This is a genomic window from Celeribacter halophilus (genome assembly GCF_018860305.1).
Lineage (GTDB): Bacteria > Pseudomonadota > Alphaproteobacteria > Rhodobacterales > Rhodobacteraceae > Celeribacter > Celeribacter halophilus_A.
Genome location: NZ_JAHKPE010000031.1, coordinates 135,461 through 151,249, shown reverse-complemented (window position 1 = coordinate 151,249; position 15,789 = coordinate 135,461). Strand labels below are relative to the sequence as shown.

General features: G+C 60.4%; 18 protein-coding genes. 6 read left to right on the top strand and 12 right to left on the bottom strand.

The window, feature by feature from the left end; translation table 11 throughout:
- Positions 1 to 1,098, bottom strand: coding sequence for an LPS export ABC transporter permease LptG (gene lptG / locus KO492_RS12580; protein ID WP_216045284.1), 1,098 nt, complete (start codon positions 1,096 to 1,098; stop codon positions 1 to 3).
- Positions 1,095 to 2,276 (bottom strand): LPS export ABC transporter permease LptF, encoded by a 1,182-nt coding sequence (lptF, locus tag KO492_RS12575; protein ID WP_252735515.1) that lies wholly within the window; start codon positions 2,274 to 2,276, stop codon positions 1,095 to 1,097. The genes lptG and lptF overlap by 4 nt, the downstream gene beginning before the upstream one ends.
- A 99-nt stretch (positions 2,277 to 2,375) precedes the next feature.
- Here lptF and KO492_RS12570 point away from each other — a divergent pair, with 99 nt between their 5' ends.
- Entirely contained in the window at positions 2,376 to 3,842 is a 1,467-nt protein-coding gene (locus KO492_RS12570; protein ID WP_216045283.1) for a leucyl aminopeptidase, read from the top strand.
- Positions 3,843 to 3,848: 6 nt separating this feature from the next.
- Positions 3,849 to 4,307: a DNA polymerase III subunit chi gene (locus KO492_RS12565; protein WP_066599875.1), complete on the top strand. Its 459-nt coding sequence runs from the start codon at positions 3,849 to 3,851 to the stop codon at positions 4,305 to 4,307.
- Positions 4,308 to 4,410: 103 nt separating this feature from the next.
- Here KO492_RS12565 and KO492_RS12560 read toward each other — a convergent pair whose 3' ends face one another.
- The 3 genes from KO492_RS12560 to KO492_RS12550 form a co-directional block, all read right to left on the bottom strand.
- Positions 4,411 to 4,980: a retropepsin-like aspartic protease family protein gene (locus tag KO492_RS12560; protein ID WP_252735514.1), complete on the bottom strand. Its 570-nt coding sequence runs from the start codon at positions 4,978 to 4,980 to the stop codon at positions 4,411 to 4,413.
- Positions 4,981 to 5,055: 75 nt separating this feature from the next.
- A complete protein-coding gene (locus KO492_RS12555) occupies positions 5,056 to 5,682 on the bottom strand; it encodes a MarC family protein (RefSeq protein WP_216045281.1) in 627 nt (208 codons plus the stop codon).
- A gap of 15 nt (positions 5,683 to 5,697) precedes the next feature.
- Positions 5,698 to 7,548: an ABC-F family ATP-binding cassette domain-containing protein gene (locus KO492_RS12550; protein ID WP_216045280.1), complete on the bottom strand. Its 1,851-nt coding sequence runs from the start codon at positions 7,546 to 7,548 to the stop codon at positions 5,698 to 5,700.
- A 139-nt stretch (positions 7,549 to 7,687) separates the two neighbouring features.
- Between KO492_RS12550 and ndk the strand changes: the two genes are divergently transcribed.
- Positions 7,688 to 8,110, top strand: coding sequence for a nucleoside-diphosphate kinase (gene ndk / locus KO492_RS12545; RefSeq protein ID WP_216045279.1), 423 nt, complete (start codon positions 7,688 to 7,690; stop codon positions 8,108 to 8,110).
- Positions 8,111 to 8,255: 145 nt separating this feature from the next.
- Here the strand turns inward: ndk and KO492_RS12540 are convergent, their stop codons facing one another.
- The 4 genes from KO492_RS12540 to KO492_RS12525 form a co-directional block, all read right to left on the bottom strand.
- Positions 8,256 to 8,594 (bottom strand): TfoX/Sxy family DNA transformation protein, encoded by a 339-nt coding sequence (locus tag KO492_RS12540; protein ID WP_216045278.1) that lies wholly within the window; start codon positions 8,592 to 8,594, stop codon positions 8,256 to 8,258.
- A gap of 21 nt (positions 8,595 to 8,615) precedes the next feature.
- A complete protein-coding gene (kdsA, locus tag KO492_RS12535; RefSeq protein ID WP_216045277.1) occupies positions 8,616 to 9,440 on the bottom strand; it encodes a 3-deoxy-8-phosphooctulonate synthase in 825 nt (274 codons plus the stop codon).
- A gap of 330 nt (positions 9,441 to 9,770) precedes the next feature.
- Positions 9,771 to 10,298: a single-stranded DNA-binding protein gene (ssb, locus tag KO492_RS12530; protein ID WP_216045276.1), complete on the bottom strand. Its 528-nt coding sequence runs from the start codon at positions 10,296 to 10,298 to the stop codon at positions 9,771 to 9,773.
- A gap of 38 nt (positions 10,299 to 10,336) precedes the next feature.
- The gene (locus KO492_RS12525; protein ID WP_216045275.1) at positions 10,337 to 10,558 is read right to left on the bottom strand and encodes a hypothetical protein; all 222 of its coding nucleotides are present in this window, start codon (positions 10,556 to 10,558) and stop codon (positions 10,337 to 10,339) included.
- On the opposite strand from KO492_RS12525, the gene KO492_RS12520 reads away from it, so the two are divergent.
- On the top strand, positions 10,542 to 11,117 hold the full coding sequence (locus tag KO492_RS12520; RefSeq protein ID WP_216045274.1) for a lytic transglycosylase domain-containing protein: 576 nt from the start codon (positions 10,542 to 10,544) through the stop codon (positions 11,115 to 11,117). The genes KO492_RS12525 and KO492_RS12520 overlap by 17 nt on opposite strands.
- A gap of 127 nt (positions 11,118 to 11,244) precedes the next feature.
- Here the strand turns inward: KO492_RS12520 and KO492_RS12515 are convergent, their stop codons facing one another.
- The 3 genes from KO492_RS12515 to KO492_RS12505 all read right to left on the bottom strand — a co-directional run bounded on the left by KO492_RS12515 (position 11,245) and on the right by KO492_RS12505 (position 14,196).
- Positions 11,245 to 12,231 carry a helix-turn-helix domain-containing protein gene (locus KO492_RS12515; protein WP_216045273.1) on the bottom strand — a complete coding sequence of 329 codons (987 nt, stop codon included), beginning with the start codon at positions 12,229 to 12,231 and terminating at the stop codon, positions 11,245 to 11,247.
- 102 nt (positions 12,232 to 12,333) lie between these two features.
- Positions 12,334 to 13,242 (bottom strand): tRNA (adenosine(37)-N6)-dimethylallyltransferase MiaA, encoded by a 909-nt coding sequence (gene miaA / locus KO492_RS12510; protein WP_216045272.1) that lies wholly within the window; start codon positions 13,240 to 13,242, stop codon positions 12,334 to 12,336.
- Between the two features lie 150 nt (positions 13,243 to 13,392).
- The gene (locus tag KO492_RS12505) at positions 13,393 to 14,196 is read right to left on the bottom strand and encodes a mechanosensitive ion channel family protein (RefSeq protein ID WP_066599912.1); all 804 of its coding nucleotides are present in this window, start codon (positions 14,194 to 14,196) and stop codon (positions 13,393 to 13,395) included.
- Between the two features lie 176 nt (positions 14,197 to 14,372).
- Here KO492_RS12505 and pyrH point away from each other — a divergent pair, with 176 nt between their 5' ends.
- Positions 14,373 to 15,122: a UMP kinase gene (gene pyrH / locus KO492_RS12500; protein WP_216045271.1), complete on the top strand. Its 750-nt coding sequence runs from the start codon at positions 14,373 to 14,375 to the stop codon at positions 15,120 to 15,122.
- Positions 15,123 to 15,186: 64 nt separating this feature from the next.
- The gene (gene frr, locus KO492_RS12495; RefSeq protein WP_066599922.1) at positions 15,187 to 15,747 is read left to right on the top strand and encodes a ribosome recycling factor; all 561 of its coding nucleotides are present in this window, start codon (positions 15,187 to 15,189) and stop codon (positions 15,745 to 15,747) included.
- Positions 15,748 to 15,789 lie beyond the last annotated feature (42 nt).

The following is a 15,789-nucleotide window of genomic DNA, read 5'->3' as shown; positions in this document are numbered from 1 at the left end:
CTATCCATCTTCCAGATGCAGCAAAAGTGCAAGTGTGGCGAGGATCACCGCCAGCGGTGGCCCCCATGCGGCCAGCGTGATCGGCAGCAATCCGTTCTGTCCCATGACAATGGCAAAAGAGCGCAGGAAATAGAACCCGAAGGCCAGAATGATGGCTGTGACCACGAGGGTCGAGGTCCGGCCCAGCCGCGTGTGGCGCATGGTGAAACCGGCGGCGATCAGCATCATCGCGACAAAGGCAAAGGGCAGGGCCAGTTCGCTTTGCAGCCACATCTTGTAGCTGCGTGCGGAAAATCCGGCGTCTTCCAGTTTCCTGATATAGGCCGACATATCCCAGATCGACACAGCCTCCGCCGAGCCGAACCGGTCGCGGATTTCCTCAAGGCTGAGGCTGGTGGGAAGGGTCAGCCGCGCATGGCTCGTGGCGGCGGCTTCCGGATTGGCTGCCCCTTGCAGCGGCCAGCGTTTCGCTTCCGTGAGCACCCATTGACCGTCTTCGATCCGCGCGTCGCGGGCTTCGATGCGGAACATCGGCAGGCCCTCGGTGGTAAAGCCCAGAAAGCTGACGTCATAAAGAATGGAGCCGTCGAGGTTGGACCGTGTGGCACGGATGACCATCTGGCCGCTTCCTGTGCCTTCACGCAGCCAGAGCCCTTCGTCGGAGACGGAGAACACCTGACGCTCGCCCTGAAGATACAGGGTTTCGCGCGGTTCATAGGCCCGTTCGGTCGCGGCGGTGAAGGGGTTGAGCACGGCCACGCTGAACAGGCCGAAGATAAAGGCGACAATGGCAATCGGCACAAGAGAGCGCATCGCCCCGCGCCCCGAGGCCCGCGCCACCACCAGTTCCGAGGAACGCGCCAGCCCGAGAAACAGCGTGAGCGTGGCGATCATCACCACGATGGGCAGGATCTCGTAAAGGGTTGTCGGCACGCGCAGCAGCGCCATGCCGAGAATGGCGGTGCCGCTGATGTCGACGCCGGAAAAATTGCGGATTTGATCGAGGCTCTCGACCATGGCGATCAGGCCGGCAAAAACTCCCAGCACCATGAGCAGGGCGCGGATATAGCGGCGGGCGAAATAGAGATCGAGCCTCATGATTTCGCCTCCGTTCCATGTTTTGCACGCCGCCGCGAGCGCCTTGCGGGGCGGGCGGTTTTCCACATCAGTGCCAAGGCCATGAGAACAGCAACCAGTGAAGCGACATAGCGCAGCGGCCAGAATGATGGATCATCGTCGATCATGCCTTCGAAAGTATTGTCGAGCGATTTGATGATGACCAGAAGCACGATGGCCAGAAGAATCTGTCGCCACAGGCCAAAGCGCGAAAACCCGCCAATCAGCAGCGCGGCAAAGCCGATGAGACAGATGGCGAATCCTTGCACCGCCTTGTTCATGCGTTGGGTGACTTCGGCCAGAACCTGCAAACGGCTTGAACGCAATTCTTCCAGAAGCGCAGGGCTGGCACTCAAGAGACCGAAACTGTCTGTCGATTTGAGGCTGCGCCGTTGCGCTTGTGTCGTGCCGAACAGACCTTGCAGACTATAGGCGAAACTGTCGAACCGTGTGACGGAGAGCCGCTGGTCTTCGAGGTCATAGACTTGTGTCATACCGTCGAACATCAAAAGCATCGGTCCGTCCTCGTCTTTGACGATCAAGGCCTGACTGGCGATAAAGCTCTGGCGTTCGCCCTCGGTGCGGCTGTTCGAGAGATAGACATCTTCAAGTTCGCCGGCTGCGGAGATTTCACGGACATAGAAGGTGATGCCTTTGACCGGATGCACGAATGTGCCCTCGGTCAGAAGACGTGAGGTGATGTCGCCGGCAATCTCGGCGCGGCGCAGGTCCAGTTCGCGTTGCGACAAAGGCACAAGCACATGGGACAACACCGCAACCATCAATGCCACGATGACGCCGAAATAAAGCACCGGACGGGCCAGACGATAGGGCGAATAGCCTGCTGCCTGCACCACGACCAGTTCGGATTCGGAAGACAGACGATTGGTCACATAGACGGTGGCCGCAAAGGCGGCGATGGGCAGCAGATTCACCAGAATGGTCGGCAGGGACAAAAGCGTGAGCTGGAGAAAGGTCGAGGCCGATTGCCCGTCTCCCATCAGCCAATCCAGCAGGCTCACCGCCTTGTTGACCCAGAAGACCAGTGCCAGAACGAGCGAGAAAAACCCGAACAGCATCAGCAATTGCTGAAGCATGTATTTGTCGAATCTTCCCAAACCCGTTGTCCCGTACCCGTCCTGACCGTTGCGCGCGACCATATCGTTCCCTGCGGCGGGGAGAAAGGTCCAATCTCACTCTGGTCAGCCCCTCGTTTGACCGCTACCTATAGCGGGACATCAATTTACACAGGATTTGATATGACCGCGCTTGTTCAGCTCTCCGTTACCGCCCTCGATCTCGACGCCATTGCCGCCCGTTCCGGTCGCGTGGTTGTTCTCGTCAGCCCCGATGGCAAACTCGGACAGGCGGCGCGGCGGATCAACCGTCTGACCAAAGGCGCACTGGCGCGTTTTCTCGAAAGCGCGGCCTTCGAGACGCTCAAAGAGGGTGAGGCGAAAGATCTGGCCTATCCGACCGGTATGGAAGCGCAGGCCGTGCAGGTGGTCAAACTGGCCAATCAGGCCTCCAGTGACCTGTGCCGCAAGGCTGGTGCGGCCATCGGTGGCGCGCTTGGCAAGGAGGGCGCTCTGGTGCTCCCCGGCAGCGTGAAACGGGTCGAGGAACTGGCCTTGGGGCTGGCGCTCAAACATTACAAATTCACCGATCACAAAACCGGCGACGAAAAATCCGCCGCACCGGAGGTCACGTTTGCGGTGAGTAAACCGGAAACGGTTGATTTCTCTACAGTGACCGCACTGGCTGAAGGGGTGTTCTTCACCCGTGATCTGGTATCGGAACCGTCGAATGTGCTGACCACCACGGAATTTGCCAATCGGCTTGTGGAGCTTGAAAGCCTCGGGCTCAAGGTCGAGGTGTTTGAAGAGGACCGTCTCGAAGAGCTGGGGATGAACCTCTTGCTTTCTGTGGGCCAAGGCTCTGTGACGCCCACGAAAATGGTGGTGATGCAGTGGACCGGCGGTGGGGACAAAGCCCCGCTGGCGCTGGTTGGCAAGGGCGTGGTCTTTGACACGGGCGGCATTTCGCTCAAACCCGCAGGCGGCATGGAAGACATGACCATGGACATGGGCGGCGCGGGCACGGTGTCAGGCGTGATGAAATCGCTCGCCCTGCGCAAGGCGCCGGTGAATGTTGTGGGGCTTGTGGGCCTCGTGGAAAACATGCCCGATGGCAAGGCCACACGTCCCGGCGATGTGGTGACCTCCATGAAGGGCGACACTGTCGAGATCATCAATACCGATGCCGAAGGGCGTCTGGTTCTGGCCGATGTGCTCTGGTATGCGCAGGAAACATACGCCCCGACCGCAATGATCGACCTCGCCACGCTCACAGGCGCCTGTCTGGTTGCGCTCGGCAACGAGAACGCCGGTGTATTCTCCAACGATGATGCTTTCTGCAACGGGTTCCTGAAAGCCGCCGAAGCCGAGGGCGAGGGCGCGTGGCGCCTGCCGTTGGGACAGGGCTATGACGACCTCATCAAATCCGATGTGGCGGATATGAAAAATGTCGGCCCGCGTTGGGGCGGTGCGATCACGGCGGCGCAATTCCTGAAGCGTTTCGTCAAGGATGAAACGCCGTGGATGCATCTTGACATTGCAGGTGTGGCCTCGGTCAAATCGCCCACCACATTGGCCCCGAAGGGGGCAACCGGCTGGGGCGTTCTGGCGCTCAACCGGATGATCGACGAGATGAACAAGGAAGGCTAACCCCTTATGGGTGCTGTCTATTTCTATCACCTGACCCGCGCGCCTCTGGTGGAGACGCTGGGCACGCTGGCGGAGAAATCCCTCTCTGCCGGCTGGCGCGTGGAAGTGCGCGGGCGCTCGATCGAGCAGCTTCGCGCACTGGATCAGGCGCTCTGGCTGCGTGAGGGGTTTCTGCCGCATGGCTTGGCGGGCGGTCCGCATGACGCAGACCAGCCGATTCTGTTGTCGGCCACACCGGGGGGCAACGCGGCCTCCTGCGTCATGAGTGTCGGCGGGGCGGAGGTGAGCGCGGAGGAAATTGCCGCCCTTGATCGCGCCTGTATCCTGTTTGACGGGCATGACATGGAGGCGGTGCAGCACGCGCGGCATCAATGGAAAAGCCTCACAAGCGCGGGGGCCGAAGCGCAATACTGGTCCGAGGAAAGTGGCCGCTGGGAGAAAAAGGCGGAGAGCAAGGCGGGTTAGGCGTGCCCTGATCTGTCCGCCTGACTTGCCCGACTTTCGGGACTGTCTGACAAGGGGCGCATGGGCGGCACTGGGCCGCGCGATCTGCACGACCTCCCGCCGCTTAGCGCGTCAGGATCAGCTTGTCCTGTTTGATCTCGATACTGTCATAACGGCGCAGGTAATCCATGCCCAGTAGCGAGCCGAACAGCTCACCATCCGTCACATAGGCACGCACGCCATCGTCGGTGATGCCCTCAAGGGTCAGGGTGTCGATCTTGACAGAGGCGGTGCGCACCGTGCCATTGGCAGTCTGGGCGCGGCCGGTAAAGGCCAGATTGTCCACATCAACTCCGGCTTTCTCCGCATCACTGAGCGACAGCACGACATTTGACGCGCCCGTATCCACCAGAAACTCCACCGGTGCGCCGTTGACCTCGGCAATGATGGAGAAATGTCCGGAATGGTCGCGATCCACGGTGATCACACCGGCGCCATCGCTGATCTGCGCAGGTGCAAGACGCGGGCGCACATCCTGCCATAGCCCCACAGCGGCCAGCGCGCCGATAAAGATCAACGCCCACAACACGGCATGGCGCAGCATCTGCCCCAGATTGCGCCGGTTGGCGATGACGTAATAAAAGGCAATCGCGCCCAGAAGGAGCGACAGGTAGAGTATGCGGGCGGTGTCCATCTGATCCATGAGACTATAGATAGGGGCCTGCGCACGATTTGTCAGCAGGCCGTGCTGCGACAAAGGGCAAAGGGGTCAGCCGAGAAAGAACATGTCCTTGATCCCGTCGGCGACGAACTGCACCGAGAGAGCCGCCAGAAGCATCCCCATCAACCGCGTGACCACATTGATGCCCGTGGCCCCGAAAACGCGTTCCATCGCCCCCGAGAGGGCGAAAAAGGCAAGACAGACCAGCAGGACCGCGACCAGAACACCCAGCATCAGCAAGACGCCGGCGATGCCGTTGGCCTGATCAATCAACAGGATCATTGAGGTGATCGCCCCCGGACCGGCCAGAAGCGGCGTGGCCAGCGGGAAAACAGAAGGGTCTTCTACCGGCTGGTGTTCAGGGTGCTGGGCATGTTCCTCGCGTCGTTTCGTGCGCTTCTCGAACAGCATCTCCAAGGCGGTCAGAAATAGCAAAAGCCCGCCCGCGATGCGAAAGGCAGGCATGGAGATGCCGACGAAGGTCAGCACATGGTCGCCAAAGAGACCGAAGACCGTCAGGATGCCAAAGGCAATCAGCACCGCCCGCAGCCCGATGGCCCGACGGTGGCGTGCGGTTTGCCCCTGTGTGATGGCCACGAAGAGCGGCGCAAGCCCGATCGGGTCGATGATGACAAACAGCGTCATGAAGGCAGTGATCAATACCTGTAGCTCCATCCTGCCGTCTCTCCCTTATCCGCCCGATTTTTCGAGCTTTTCAAGCGCCGCCAACCAGAGCGCCTCGGCGCGTTCTGTGGCTTCTGTCACTTCGCCATATTTCTTTTGCCAGACGATTGCGGCCTCTTTGTCCTCGTAGAGTTCGGGATTGGCGAGTTTGACCTGAAGCTTCTTGCTCATATCCGTGAGCTTGTTGACCCGTTCCTCACATTTGCGCACCTCGGCACGCAGGGCAAGGATTTCGTCGCGGCTGGCCTTGCGGGGCTTGGGCGCGGCTTTCTCTTTCTTCTCGGATTTGGGCTTGTCGTCGCCTTGCAACAGAAGTTTGCGATAGGCGTCGAGATCTTCTTCATAGGGGGCGACGCGGCCATCCTTGACCAGCCACAACCGGTCGGCCACGAGGCTCAGAAGGTGCATGTCGTGGGACACAAGAACCACGGCACCGGTGTAGGCGGTGAGCGCCTCGACCAGCGCCTCGCGGCTCTCGATGTCGAGGTGGTTGGTCGGCTCGTCGAGGATCAAGAGATGCGGCGCATCCAGCGTGGCGAGCAAAAGCGACAGGCGGGCTTTCTGCCCCCCTGAAAGACGTCCGACCTCGGTATCGGCCTGATCGGCCCCGAGGCCGAATCCCGCCAGTTTGGCGCGCAGTTTCGGCGGATAAAAACCGGGCAGGGCGCTTTGCAAATGCTGCAAGGGCGTTTCGTTCAGGTGCAATTCATCCACTTGATGCTGGGCGAAAAAGCCGATGCGCAGCTTGTTGTGCCGTGTGATCTGCCCGCCCATCGGGTCCAGACGGTTGGACAGGAGTTTCGACAGCGTCGATTTGCCCTCGCCGTTGCGTCCCAAAAGCGCGATCCGGTCGTCTTGGTCAATCCGCAGGTTCAGCCTCTGCAACACAGCCTTGCCGTCATAGCCGACCGACACGCCCTCCATATTGATGATGGGGGGCGACAGTTCTTCGGGTTCGGGGAAGGAAAAGACCACACGCGCCGCGTCTTCGGGTGCGGTGATGGTTTCCATTTTCTCCAGCATTTTGACGCGGCTCTGCGCCTGTTTGGCTTTCGAGGCCTTGGCCTTGAACCGGTCCACAAAGCTCTGCAAATGCGCGCGGTGCAGGTCTTGCTTCTTGGCAGCGGCGGCCTGAACCGCACGTTGCGCGGCGCGGGTCTTGGCGAAATCGTCGTAACCGCCGGAATACAGCGTCAGTTTCTTGCCTTCGAGATGCAGGATCGCGCCCACCGCACGGTTGAGCAGGGCGCGGTCGTGGGAGATGAGCAGCACCGTATGCGGATATTTGGCGAGATAGGTCTCAAGCCAGAGCGCCCCTTCGAGATCGAGATAGTTGGTCGGCTCGTCAAGCAGCAGGAAATCGGGCTGGGAAAACAGCACGCCCGCCAGAGCCACACGCATCCGCCAGCCGCCGGAAAAGGCGGAGCAGGGCATCTGGATTTCCTTGTCGGTAAATCCCAGACCTTTGAGAATGCTTGAGGCGCGACCTTCGGCACTCCATGCGTCGATATCGGCCAGACGGGTCTGGATATCGGCAATCCTGTGCGGATCGGTCGCGGTCTCGGCCTCCTGCATGAGGCTGGCGCGTTCCTTGTCCTCGGCCAGAACCGTATCCAGCAAGGAAACCTCGTTGCCCGGCACCTCCTGAGCCACGCCGCCGATGCGGGCGCGTTTCGGGATTTCAATGGCGCCGGTCTCCAACACCAGTTCGCCCTTGATGATGCGAAAGAGCGTTGTCTTGCCCGCGCCGTTGCGTCCCACGATGCCGACCTTGTGGCCGGTGGGAATGGTGACGGACGCCTCTTCGATGAGAGTGCGGCCTTCGACGGAATATGTGATGTTTTGGATCTTTAACATGTTGCTGACTTGCCTGACGTTTCACGGAAGGTCAATCGCCGCTTTTCAATCGGCGCGCCTCATGCTATCCGGCGCGCAATCTTTGGGCGGGGCTTTTCGGTCCGGCCCGTTCCTTTGACATCACTATGAGGCTCATCCAATGGCGATCCAGCGCACCTTCTCCATCATCAAACCCGATGCCACCAAACGCAACCTCACCGGCAAGATCGTTGCCAAGTTCGAGGAAGCCGGCCTGCGCGTTGTCGCATCCAAGCGCATCCAGCTGACACTTGCCCAAGCGCAAGAGTTCTACGGCGTCCACAAGGATCGTCCGTTCTTTGACGAACTGTGCGAATTCATGATCTCCGAGCCGATCGTGGTTCAGGTGCTCGAAGGTGAAGACGCGATTGCGAAAAACCGTGAAATCATGGGCGCGACCAATCCGGCAGAAGCCGCTGAAGGCACCATCCGCAAAGAGTTCGCCCTGTCCATCGGTGAAAACTCCGTGCACGGCTCCGACGCTCCGGAAACCGCAGCCCAAGAGATTGCTTTCTTCTTCTCCGGTCTCGAACTGGTCGGCTAAGGGCACACCCTTTCCGTCATGTTTTGGAAATGCGAAAGGCCGCTCCTTGGGGCGGCCTTTTTCTATGAGTATTTTTGCCATCAGAAAGCCGGCCATCAGAATGGCGGTCGGGGTGTATCCGGATGTGTGATGTCGGGCGCGGGAATTACCGTCTGAGACCTGTGCCGATCTCGTTGAGGGCTGCCTCGATTCCGCTGGGCGCGGCGGAGGTGTCGGCGGCGACCGAGGCGACAATCGCATCGAAGCGTGTGCGCAGCGCCTCTTTTTCCTTGCCTTTGCAATCGTTCCACGGGCGGCCCTGTAGCCCCATCACCATCGCGTAATAGCCGATGAAATGCGGGCGGTGGCCGCTTGCCAGAAGCCGCGCATAGGCGGCGTCCGGTCCAAGTGCGCGCAGCTCATCGGCGCTTTTGATCCCCGCAGCTGCGAAACTTGCGTCAGAGGCGGGGCCAAGGTTGCGGATGGAGGAGACGGGCGCGGGCACAGGCAGGGGCGCTTTGGCGGCTCAGGGTTTGACGACTGTGTCGAGCGCGTGAAGCGTTGCCAGAAGCGGGGCGAGGTCTTCGATCCGCAGCATGTTCGGCCCGTCAGATGGCGCGTTGTCGGGGTCTTCGTGGGTTTCGATGAACAGCCCCGCAACGCCCACGGCCACGGCAGCACGGGCCAGCACGGGGACCATGGTCCGGTCGCCGCCGGTGGATGTGCCTTGTCCGCCCGGTTGCTGCACCGAATGGGTGGCGTCCATGATGACCGGATAGCCGGTTTGCGCCATACGCGGCAGGCCGCGGAAATCGCTCACGAGCGTGTTGTAGCCAAAGGAGGTGCCGCGTTCGCAGAGCATGATCCTCTCATTGCCGGTGGAGGCCAGTTTGGCGGCGACATTGTCCATGTCCCAAGGCGCGAGGAACTGGCCTTTTTTGACATTGATGGCTTTGCCGGTCTCGCCTGCGGCCAGCAGAAGGTCGGTCTGGCGGCACAGGAAGGCGGGGATTTGCAGGATGTCTACGGCTTCGGCGGCCATAGCGCATTGCGCGGCTTCATGCACATCGGTGATCACCGGACAGCCGAATTCCTCGCGGATTTTCGACAGGATGGTGAGGCCTTTCTCGGCGCCAAGACCACGTTTGCCGGACAGGGAGCTGCGGTTGGCCTTGTCATAGGAGCCTTTGAACACAAATTCCGTGCCGGTTTGCGCACAGGCCTCGGCGATCTTTTCGGCCAGCATACGGGCGTGATCGAGGCTTTCCAACTGGCACGGGCCGACGATCAGGCCGAAGGGGCGGGCGTTGGAAAAGGTGACATTGCCGATGGAGACGTCTTTGGCGGTCATAGGGAGCCTCTTTGCTGATGTGCGCAAGCTAAAGCGTTTTTCGATACACCTGAACCACAGGGTTTCGGGACACGCCGCACAATCTGTTGATCTGGTGGGTGTTGATGTGGTGGGCCTTTCACAATCAACTTGTGACACAAGCCAATCGCAAAGCGCCTTATTCCACGAAGCAGGGGCAGGGCGCAAGCCTGTTGCTTTGAGGCGGCGTGGTTTGGCAGATCTCCGCGCTTCTGGTTGGGTTCATGATCGGGCGCTTGAGCAGGCCGCTCAAAAGAAAGAGGAAGCCCGAAGGCTTCCTCGTAATCATCGACAGTTTCCGGTCGGTGTGACCTAGAACGGGATTTCGTCGTCGTCCAGAGACGGACGGCTGGAGCCGCCACCTTGAGGACCGCCCGCGCCACCAGAGCCGCCGCCGTAGCCGCCCTGATCGTAGCCGCCGGAGGGGCCTTGGTCATAGCCGCCGCCACCTTGACCACCGCCATAGGAGTCACCGCCGCCGCCACCGGAGCGGCCATCGAGCATCACCATGGTTGAGGTGTAGGGACGCAGCACCACTTCGGTGGAGTAGCGGTCGTTGCCTTGCTGGTCCTGCCATTTGCGGGTTTCCAGCTGGCCTTCGAGATAGACCTTCGAGCCTTTGCGCAGATATTGCTCTGCGGTGCGCGCCAGAGGTTCGGAGAAAATCGCCACCGTGTGCCACTGGGTGCGGTCGCGTTTTTCGCCCGTGTTGCGGTCCTTCCAGGTCTCGGATGTTGCGACGCGCAGGTTGCACACCTTGCCGCCGTTCTGGAACGTGCGCACTTCCGGGTCCGCGCCCAGATTGCCCACGAGGATGACTTTGTTCACGGAACCGGCCATGCGATCTACTCCCTGAGATTCTTCAACTTGGACGCACCTTACACCAAACCCGCGCCTGCAATGGAAGGCCAAAATCCGCCTTCGGTGCGCTTGTTCTTTGAAACTTCCGATTTTGCGCCTATATTGCGCGGGATCGGATGGTGGTAAGTGGATTTTTGGATGTATGCAGAGTTTGGAACTTCCGTCGTCGCCTCCCGCACGTCGTCCCGCACTTTGTTCTGCAGAGGGCGATTTCGACCGGGGATGAGGGCTGCGGCCATTGCGGTGGCGCTTTTCGGCCTTGTGGATGGCGTTGTTGCCGAAGACATTTTTTCGACCAGCAATCGTATGGCGATCTTTGATTCCCAGCTTTCCGTGCTCGACGGGCGCGCCGCCCAGCAATATTCCAATTCTGTGACGCTTCAGCCGGAACGTTTCGGCACGGATGCGGCCACGGCGAAATATACCGGCAGCTACAAGGGCCAGTGGTTGCCCGTGGCGGAGGCTATGGCACGCAAACATGACATTCCGACCGATCTGTTCTTGCGCCTTGTGCAGCAGGAGAGCGGCTGGAACCCTTCGGCGCGCAGCCCCAAAGGCGCGACCGGACTGGCGCAGCTCATGCCGGAGACCGCGCGGCTGCTCGGCGTGAATATCAACGATCCGCAGCAGAATCTCGAAGGCGGGGCGCGGTATTTGCGGATGATGTTCAACCGGTTCGGCAACTGGCGACTGGCGCTTGCGGCCTATAACGCGGGGCCTTTGGCGGTCGAGAAATACAACGGCGTGCCGCCCTATAAAGAGACGATGAACTACGTCAAAATCATCTACGGATCGTAAGCGCGGCAACGCGCCGTGCCGGAGATGCCGCCAGAGTCACCCAAAAAGCCACAGAGCAGTATCAAGGGTGTGATTGAGCGCCGCTTGAGCCGCTGACACCCGTCAGGCGGCTCCGTTCAGCCACGCGTCAGGCCGACTGCCGGAAGGCGCGCGGGGACTGGCCGGTGTGTTTGTGGAAGGCGCGGCTGAAATAGGCGGCGGAGTGAAACCCCAGTTTCTGCGCGATCTGCTTGATCGGAAGATCGGTTTCCGAGAGCATCCGGCGCGCTTCGAAATGCACCCGATCCGCGAGAATGGCCGAGGCCGAGCGCCCGCAGGCGATGTTGCAGGCCCGTGTCAGATGTGTCGGGCTGACGCCAAGCTCGGCGGCGAATTGCGCAACCGTATAGCCTTCGCGCAGCTTGCTTTCCACCAAGGCCGTATAGGCGGCGGCCAGACGGCGGGAGGCATCAGGCGTCAGATTGTAATCCGGCATCACGGACATCTGGCGTTCGAGCCAGACCGCAATCATGCCCGCCTGAAACTCCATAGCGCGGTCACGTCCCGGACGGTCGCCATCGATCTCCCGTTGCAAGCCTTCGATCATACCGGTGATCTCGTTTTGCTGGATCACCTCGCGAAACCGCATGTGCAGCGGCTCTTTGGGCAGGGCAAAGCTCGGCTTGTCCGGCAGATGCACCGTGTAGCCCATGACCTGACCGACTGGTTCAAAGCCATACATGGTGCGGGTCGGCAGGTAGATCAGGTTGTGCGGCCCGAATCCGCGGGTGACACCGGCGACCGTGATCCGGCCCTGACCGCGGGTGAACCACAACAGCGTCGGCGAGCGGTGGCTGCGCATGGCTTCGGTGCGCCATTTGTTGACATTGGACAGCGTGCCCGTGCCGCGCCCCAGTGTGTTGACGCGATAGGCGCTTTGCGGCGGGATGTCGGGAATATGGGGCACAGGGGTCTTGCGCGGCTTGGCGTTGCGCGGTTTCTCCTCGGATGTGGCCTGTGCGGTTTGCGGCGTGGCAGCGGCGCGTTTGGCCGCCTCCGGCTTGGCCACGTCGCCCTTCGACAATTCCCCCAAGGGCAGGGATTGGAAAATCTTACGCGGTTTTGTCTCGGGCATGGGGCAATCTTGTTCGGTTTGTGCAATTTTAACCGCAGATTAGACATCACAGAGGGCGAGTCAAAGAAAACATTTTGTTTTCAATGTGATATGTGTAGTTCCTCAACTGTCCGCAAGGTCTGCGCGGGGCAGCGATATCTTGTGGAAGGCCTTCATCCGCGCTCTAAACCATGTGCGTTGACGCTTGGCATATTGCCGTGTGGCGATGGTTGCAGCCTCTTTGGCCTCGTCCAGACCCATCTCGCCGCGCAGATGGGCGATCAATTCGGGCGCACCGATGGCTTTGGAGGCGGGGGCGGCGGGGTTCCAGCTTTCCAGATTGGCCTGTGCCTCGTCCAGAGCGCCTTGGGCCAGCATGATCTCGAATCGCTGCGCGATGCGGGCGTTGAGCCAGTCCTTGTTGGCCTCAAGCAGCACCGGACAGCAGTTTGCAAGCGGCAGCAAGGGGGGCGGTGTGTCGGCCTGCCACGCGGCCAGACCGCGTCCCGTGGCCCGCAAAACTTCCCACGCACGCTGGACCCGCATCGGGTTCAACCGGTCGATTTTCGCCGCTGTTTCAGGGTCTTCCGCGTCAAGCTCTGCCAAAAGCCCCGCGTGATTGCCCTCATCGGCGCGGCGTTGGTCCGCCTCTTGCCGGATCGCGTCGGGCGTGGGGGGGATTTCCACCAGCCCTTCGGTCAGCGCGGTGAAATACAGCCCCGTGCCGCCGACGATGATGGGACGCTCCGCACCGTTCAGATAGGGCGTCACATCGCGCAGCCAGTGGCCGACCGAATAGGTCTCGTCTCCGGCCACATGGCCATAAAGCACATGTCGCGCGCGGGCTTCGTCTTCGGGAGAGGGGCGCGCGGTCAGCACCCGCCAGTTGTCAAAAACCTGAAGCGCATCGGCATTGATGATCACGCCGCCCTGACGCTCGGCAATATCAAGCGCAAGCGCCGACTTGCCGGAGGCGGTGGGGCCGGCGATCAGCACGGGCTGCGCGGGGGATATGTCAAAGGGCAGGGTCATGGGGGCGATGTTTCAGGCCATCGCCGTGCTGTCAATATCCCGCAGGAAAACGGGGCCCCGAAAGGCCCCGTGCTTTGTCATGTTTGGCCGTGTTTACGGTGGATGGCGCTCTGTCGTGCCACGTCGTGCCATCGGTTCCGCTCTTCGTGTTCAGTCGGCCTTGTGTAGCACGATCTGCTGGAACGGAATCTCGATGCCTTGAGCGTTGAATTCCTCGTAGATTGCCTGCGGGAAGCTGTATTTGACCGCGAAGTAATCCTCACCCTTCACAAAGGGGCGCACCAGAAGATCGACGCTGGAGGCGGCGAGGTCCTGCACTTCGACAAAGGGGGCCGGATCGGCCAGCACGCGCGGATCGGCGTCGAGTACCTTTTTGATTGCGGCTTTCACCTTGGAAATGTCGGAGCCATAGGCGACCGAGGCGATCATATCCACGCCGCGCACCGGATGGTGGGAGTGGTTGGTTATCTTGGTGCCCCAGATTTCCGAGTTGGGGATGATGATGTGCTGGTTGTCAAAGGTGATCATGTCCGTGGTGAACAGGGTGATCGCCTCGACCTTGCCGAAAACACCGGCGGCCTCGACAAAATCGCCCACTTTGAAGGGGCGGAACACGATGAGCATGACACCGGCAGCAAGGCTGGAGAGCGTGCCCTGAAGCGCCAGACCGATGGCGAGACCGGCGGCGCCGAGAATGGCCACAAGCGAGGTGGTCTGGATGCCGAAACGGTCGAGAATGATGAGACCGGCAAAGATCAGGACGGCATAGCGGGCCAGCGAGCCGAAGAACTGGAACAGCGTGTCATCCAGCGAGTCATGGCTTTCGCCCAGTTTGAGGATGAGCTTTTTCACCAGCCCGGCAACCCAGAACGCGACCGCCGCGATCAGAATGACGTAGAGGATGTTGATCAGATTGGCCTGTAGCCATCCGAAGGAGGTGTTGACACTGTCCATTGTGGTCCTTGTTTTCTTATGTGGATGCGAAAGGGTGTTCTATGATCGTGTTTCGAGCAAAAGGCGCGGGGAAAAGGCGTTTTGGCCTCCCCGCAGAGTTTCCGAAAAAGGCGCATTGATCCTGCTGGCGTTTTCGCGCATTTTGCCGGCAATCAAATTCATATCGGGGACATGTTATGAGCGACGCGGAGCTTGAGACGGGCAAGGATCACCCTGCCACGAAATATAAACGTGTGCTGTTGAAGATCTCGGGCGAGGCGCTCATGGGCGACCAGGGATTCGGTCTTCATCCGCCGACGGTGGAACGGATCGCCAAAGAGGTGCAATCCGTGCATGATCTTGGTGTCGAGATCTGTATGGTGATCGGGGGCGGCAATATCTTTCGCGGGCTGCAAGGCTCTGCGCAGGGGATGGAACGCACCACCGCCGATTACATGGGGATGCTGGCCACGGTGATGAACGCACTGGGCATGCAGGCCGCGCTGGAAGGTCTGGGCATCCACACGCGGGTGATCTCTGCGATCACGATGAACGAAGTGGCCGAACCCTATATCCGCCGCCGTGCAGTGCGCCACCTTGAGAAAAAGCGGATCTGCATCTTTGCCGCAGGCACCGGCAACCCCTATTTCACCACCGACACGGCGGCCACGCTGCGCGCCAATGAAATGGCCTGTGAGGCGATCTTCATGGGCAAGAACGGGGTGGACGGGGTCTATGACAAGGACCCGAAGACCAACCCCGATGCCAAACGCTACGATCACGTCAGCTATGACGAGGTGCTGCGCAAGAATCTCAAGGTCATGGATGCCTCCGCCATCGCGCTGGCGCGTGACAATGATTTGCCGCTGGTGGTCTTCCCGCTGGACGCGCCGGGGGGCTTCCGCTCCATCCTTGCGGGCGAAGGCACCTATACATTGGTGAACTGATAGGGCTATAAGCGCAGCGACCCGCGTCGCCGCGAAACGATACGAAAAGAGGGGAAACTCACCCATGTCCGAAGATTTTGAACTCGATACCTCTGACCTGTCCAAACGTATGGACGGGGCTTTGAACAACCTGCGGACGGAATTCGCTTCTTTGCGGACGGGGCGTGCCTCCGGATCGATGCTGGAACCGATTATGGTGGATGCCTACGGCTCCATGACCCCGATCAATCAGGTCGGCACCGTGAACGTGCCGGAGCCGCGCATGGTGACGATCAACGTCTGGGACAAAGGTCTTGTGAACAAGGTCGAGAAAGCCATTCGCGAGAGCGGTCTGGGCATCAACCCGCAGCTCAACGGCACAATCATCATGCTGCCGATTCCCGAGCTGAACGAAGAGCGCCGCCGCGAATTGACCAAAGTGGCCGGCCAATATGCCGAACACGCCCGTGTCGCCGTGCGCAACGTGCGCCGTGACGGGATGGAGCAGATCAAGAAGCACAAGGACGGCATGTCCGACGACGACCAGAAGTTCTGGGAATCCGAAGTGCAGGATCTGACCGACAAACATATCAAGATGATCGACGATCTTCTGGCCAACAAGCAAGAAGAGATCATGCAGGTTTAAGGGGGGCGAAAGCGCCTCTTTCCGGCGCTTTTTCCATTGTAT

Coding starts and splice junctions, on each gene's coding strand:
- lptG (WP_216045284.1), bottom strand. CDS start 1,098: ATGAGGCTCGATCTCTATTTCGCCCGCCGCTATATCCGCGCCCTGCTC.
- lptF (WP_252735515.1), bottom strand. CDS start 2,276: ATGGTCGCGCGCAACGGTCAGGACGGGTACGGGACAACGGGTTTGGGA.
- KO492_RS12570 (WP_216045283.1), top strand. CDS start 2,376: ATGACCGCGCTTGTTCAGCTCTCCGTTACCGCCCTCGATCTCGACGCC.
- KO492_RS12565 (WP_066599875.1), top strand. CDS start 3,849: ATGGGTGCTGTCTATTTCTATCACCTGACCCGCGCGCCTCTGGTGGAG.
- KO492_RS12560 (WP_252735514.1), bottom strand. CDS start 4,980: ATGGACACCGCCCGCATACTCTACCTGTCGCTCCTTCTGGGCGCGATT.
- KO492_RS12555 (WP_216045281.1), bottom strand. CDS start 5,682: ATGGAGCTACAGGTATTGATCACTGCCTTCATGACGCTGTTTGTCATC.
- KO492_RS12550 (WP_216045280.1), bottom strand. CDS start 7,548: ATGTTAAAGATCCAAAACATCACATATTCCGTCGAAGGCCGCACTCTC.
- ndk (WP_216045279.1), top strand. CDS start 7,688: ATGGCGATCCAGCGCACCTTCTCCATCATCAAACCCGATGCCACCAAA.
- kdsA (WP_216045277.1), bottom strand. CDS start 9,440: ATGACCGCCAAAGACGTCTCCATCGGCAATGTCACCTTTTCCAACGCC.
- ssb (WP_216045276.1), bottom strand. CDS start 10,298: ATGGCCGGTTCCGTGAACAAAGTCATCCTCGTGGGCAATCTGGGCGCG.
- KO492_RS12520 (WP_216045274.1), top strand. CDS start 10,542: ATGAGGGCTGCGGCCATTGCGGTGGCGCTTTTCGGCCTTGTGGATGGC.
- KO492_RS12525 (WP_216045275.1), bottom strand. CDS start 10,558: ATGGCCGCAGCCCTCATCCCCGGTCGAAATCGCCCTCTGCAGAACAAA.
- KO492_RS12515 (WP_216045273.1), bottom strand. CDS start 12,231: ATGCCCGAGACAAAACCGCGTAAGATTTTCCAATCCCTGCCCTTGGGG.
- miaA (WP_216045272.1), bottom strand. CDS start 13,242: ATGACCCTGCCCTTTGACATATCCCCCGCGCAGCCCGTGCTGATCGCC.
- KO492_RS12505 (WP_066599912.1), bottom strand. CDS start 14,196: ATGGACAGTGTCAACACCTCCTTCGGATGGCTACAGGCCAATCTGATC.
- pyrH (WP_216045271.1), top strand. CDS start 14,373: ATGAGCGACGCGGAGCTTGAGACGGGCAAGGATCACCCTGCCACGAAA.
- frr (WP_066599922.1), top strand. CDS start 15,187: ATGTCCGAAGATTTTGAACTCGATACCTCTGACCTGTCCAAACGTATG.